Source organism: Terriglobus sp. YAF25 (genome assembly GCF_052113305.1).
Lineage (GTDB): Bacteria > Acidobacteriota > Terriglobia > Terriglobales > Acidobacteriaceae > Terriglobus.
Genome location: NZ_JBFRCY010000439.1, coordinates 1 through 3,942, shown reverse-complemented (window position 1 = coordinate 3,942; position 3,942 = coordinate 1). Strand labels below are relative to the sequence as shown.

Below are 3,942 nucleotides of genomic sequence, written 5' to 3'. Positions count from 1 at the left end.
TTTACATACATGCCAACGAAGCGGTTCGCCAGGCTGGTATCAAGATCGCGCGCAAACTGCATGGCATACTGCAGCGCCTCTTCGCGGTTGTCGAGGGCGTGCTGAATGCTGTCGCGCAGCGCCTGGGTCGTGGTCTTCATGACATCCGAGCCAAGCGAGCGGCGAATTGCGTTGCCGCCGAGAGGCAGCGGCAGCCCATTGGTTTCCTCACGCCACCACTGACCCAGATCCAGAATCTTATGCAGACCGCTGTTTCCGTAAGTGAGCTGCCCTTCGTGAATAATGAGCCCGGCCTCGAACTCGCCGCCGGCGACGCGCGGAATGATCTCGTCGAAGGGAATCGTTGCCGTCTCAACCTCAGGAGCGAAGAGCTTCAGTGCCAGGTAGGCTGTCGTCAACGTGCCCGGAACAGCGATCTTGAGCTTCTTGACCTCATCGGTGGTCAGCTTCTTCGGGGCCACGATCATCGGACCGTAGCCATCGCCAACGGAGCCGCCGCAGGCCATCAGCGCATAGTTGTCCTGCAGATAGGGATATGCGTGGAAGCTGATGGCGGTCACATCGTAAAAGGCCTCGTTCATGGCCTTCCGATTCAGGGTCTCGATGTCCGTCAGCGTATGGCTGAACTTGTAACCCGGGACACGAATCTTGTTCGTCGCCAGGCCATAAAACATAAATGCGTCGTCGGAATCAGGAGAGTGCGCGATGCTGATCTCGCGAATGGCGGAACTACTCATACAATCGGATGACCTCTGGAAAGGATACAGCGGTTAGTGTCTGTGGACTTGCGGATGTCGTCAGTGTGCAGCGCGACGCTGCACGGAGCGCGGTCGCTGGTACGGGTCGCTCAGATCGCCCGCGTCATTCGGTGACCACGGTCGTCCGTGCGGCTGGCGGCGCATCGATATAACACTCTCTTTGTGTTCGATGTTCGACACATCGTGGTGCTGTTCAAAAATATTTTCTGCGGTCAGATTCCCAGGCTTTTGACCCGCCGAAGCGGCCTTGCGGACGTGACGTGCAATAGCCCAGGACGCCCATAGAAGAGCGCAGACGGAAAGCACGGTGACCGCAAAAAGAATCTGCATCGGACAAAGGAAAGGATACCAAAGCATGGCTAGCCGGGCTGTGCGTTCTCCCGTAACCACGCAAGGTACGCCGCGCTGCCGCCCGTCAGTGGCACGACCAGTAACTCCGGTAAGGAATATCCATCCGGACGCTCCGCGTGGAAGTTGTTGATTCTTTCGTCGATCCGGCTGAGATTTGTGCCGAGCGACTTGATCGTGAGTTGGTACTCCTCACCTCGTTCGATGGAACCCCGCCAGCGATAGACCGATCGCACAGGACCGCTGATGCTGACGCATGCTGCCAGGTTTTCGTGCACCAGAACGTCCGCCAGCGCCTCCGCGGTCTCACGCGTGCCAACGGTTGTCAGAACTAGAACAGGCTCTGTCATGCATAGGAGTATTCCACGCCCTGTACCTACCCAGGTTCCGGGGAGAGAGTTTTGCTTGACCGCGGCGATGGCCGTCGATACTTCTGGAACTGTATGCGGAACTCTTCCAGCCTCTGGAGCAGATTGATCGGCGCGGGCGAGCGGCTCTATAGCGGCCGCCGCAAACTTGCGACCGTCGCGGCGGTGGGTTTGGCGATTTCGCTCGGATATCACGTCATCTTCGGCCAGAATGGTCTGACCATATATGAGCAGAAGAAGCGTGAAGCCAGGGAGCTGGATGTAGAGCTTAAGCGTCTGCAAAAAGAGAACGAGCAGATGTCTGGTCACATCGAGCGTCTGCAGAATGATCCAAGTGCGATTGAGCACCAGGCAAGGGAAGAACTTCACTACACACGTCCCGGGGAAGTCATCTACACACTGCCTGCTGCGCCTGCCAAAAAGTAGTCACTGCAAGTAAGATTGACTCGTTCCTATCGACTGGTTCCAGGACAAGACAGTGTTGGCGATCGGTGCCATGCACTGCATGAACCCTTGGAGCATATGCCGTTGGAACAAGGAGAGGCGTTCTGCGGGTCTCACYCTTTATCACTTGTTATAACGACACGCTCTTTCCCGGAACAGGGAAGGCGGTTGTACGCGTGCTCGAGCGGTTGGGGCATACGGTGGAGTTTCCTGCCGGCCAGACCTGCTGTGGGCAGATGCATTGGAATACCGGCTATCAGAAGGAAGCTCTTCCGCTGGTGCAGCGTTTTGTCGATCAGTTTCGTGATGCGGAAGCTGTAGTAGTGCCTTCGAGCAGTTGCGTTGCGATGATGAAAGATCACTATCCGCTGATGGCGGAGCAATTAAAGGACGAGACGCTGAAGGCAGAGCTGAAGCAGTTACTGCCGAAGGTGTGGGAGTTCTCGCAGTTCCTTACCGACTGTCTCGGTCTGAAAGATGTCGGCGCTTACTATCCGCACAAGGTCACCTATCACGCAAGCTGTCACGGTCTCCGTAATCTCGGAATCAAGGACGGTCCGATGGACCTGCTTCGCAACGTGAAGGGCCTGGAACTCGTCGAGATCGAGAACCTCGATCGCTGCTGCGGCTTCGGAGGAACCTTCGCCGTCAAAAATCCCGAGACTTCGATGGCCATGCTGGAAGAGAAGCTCGGTTCCGTGTTGAAGACCGGCGCCGAGGTCTGTACCGCATGCGACAACTCGTGCCTGATGCACATGGAGGGCTCGCTGCACCGCCAGAAGGCCGGCGTGCATACCATTCATCTGGCAGAGATTCTCGCCGGTGAGGAGGCAGGGCAATGAGCCGTATTCCGCTCGACCCGGCAACGTCGCCGGCCTTCCCGAAGGCGGCAAAGAAGTCTCTTGGTGACCAGCAGTTGCGCCGTAATGTGCGTCACGCTACCGATGTCATTCAGGCGAAGCGCAAGCGGATGGTCGAAGAGCGCGATGACTGGCAGGACCTGCGCGAGAGCGGCAGCCAGATTCGTCAGCACACACTTCGCTATCTGGATCAGTACCTGGAAGAGTTCGAACGAAACTGCACCAAAGCCGGCGGTCACGTGCATTGGGCTCGCGACGGCAAAGAGGCCTGCGAGATCGTAACCCGCCTTGCGCGGGAGGCTGGTGCAAAGGAGGTCATCAAGATCAAGACGATGACCTCGGAGGAGATCCACCTCAACAATGCGCTGGAAACCGCCGGCATCATGCCGGTTGAGACCGATCTCGCTGAACTGATCATTCAACTCGGTGAGGATCAGCCGTCGCATATTGTCGTCCCAGCGCTGCATAAAAACCGGCACCAGGTCCGTGAAATCTTCAAGCAGAAAATGGGGCTCAAAGACCTCGGCGATACTCCCGCCGATCTTGCCGAAGCCGCACGTTCCTATCTGCGCCATAAGTTCCTTACGGTGCCGACGGCGGTGAGCGGTGCTAACTATCTGATTGCCGAGACCGGCGGTGTCTGTATCGTCGAGAGTGAAGGCAATGGCCGTATGTGCCTTACACTGCCGGAAACGCTGATTACCATTGCCGGCATCGACAAGGTGATTCCGCGTTTCCAGGATCTCGAGGTCTTTCTGCAGACGCTGCCACGTTCCGCCACCGGCGAGCGTATGAACCCGTACAACTCGATCTGGACGGGCGTGCACGCGGGTGATGGACCCAAGAACTTCCACGTCGTCATCATGGACAACGCTCGTACCGAGGTTCTTGCCGACGAAGAGGGACGTCAGACGCTCCACTGCATCCGTTGCGGAGCGTGCCAGAATGCCTGCCCGGTCTATCGCCAGACCGGCGGCCACGCTTACGGCAGTGTGTATGCAGGCCCGATCGGCGCCATCCTGACTCCCCAGTTGCAGGAGTTGCATCATGCCGAGAGCCTGCCTTATGCGTCGTCTCTCTGCGGCGCCTGCTACGAGGTCTGCCCGGTCAAGATCAACATTCCTGAGGTGCTGATCCACCTGCGCCACAAGGTGGTGGAGAAGC

The 3,942-nt window shown here is 57.8% G+C and carries 5 protein-coding genes; 3 read left to right on the top strand and 2 right to left on the bottom strand.

All coding sequences use genetic code 11. The annotated features are described in order from the left end of the window. Positions 1-737 (bottom strand): MqnA/MqnD/SBP family protein (locus AB4043_RS17460; RefSeq protein ID WP_442307636.1); only part of this gene is annotated, 737 nt, incomplete at its 3' end. 380 nt (positions 738-1,117) lie between these two features. Continuing rightward, positions 1,118-1,456 carry a divalent-cation tolerance protein CutA gene (gene cutA, locus AB4043_RS17455; RefSeq protein WP_442299788.1) on the bottom strand — a complete coding sequence of 113 codons (339 nt, stop codon included), beginning with the start codon at positions 1,454-1,456 and terminating at the stop codon, positions 1,118-1,120. A 51-nt stretch (positions 1,457-1,507) separates the two neighbouring features. Between cutA and AB4043_RS17450 the strand changes: the two genes are divergently transcribed. The 3 genes from AB4043_RS17450 to AB4043_RS17440 all read left to right on the top strand — a co-directional run. Next, positions 1,508-1,900 (top strand): FtsB family cell division protein, encoded by a 393-nt coding sequence (locus AB4043_RS17450; RefSeq protein WP_442299787.1) that lies wholly within the window; start codon positions 1,508-1,510, stop codon positions 1,898-1,900. A 122-nt stretch (positions 1,901-2,022) separates the two neighbouring features. Further along, positions 2,023-2,760, top strand: coding sequence for a (Fe-S)-binding protein (locus AB4043_RS17445; protein WP_442307637.1), 738 nt, complete (start codon positions 2,023-2,025; stop codon positions 2,758-2,760). Further along, a partial coding sequence (locus AB4043_RS17440) for a LutB/LldF family L-lactate oxidation iron-sulfur protein (RefSeq protein WP_442307635.1) occupies positions 2,757-3,942 on the top strand: 1,186 nt, incomplete at its 3' end. The genes AB4043_RS17445 and AB4043_RS17440, both read left to right, overlap by 4 nt.

What these genes read in the sequence shown, in the direction of transcription:
- cutA (WP_442299788.1), bottom strand. Translation starts at nt 1,456, where the DNA reads ATGACAGAGCCTGTTCTAGTTCTGACAACCGTTGGCACGCGTGAGACC.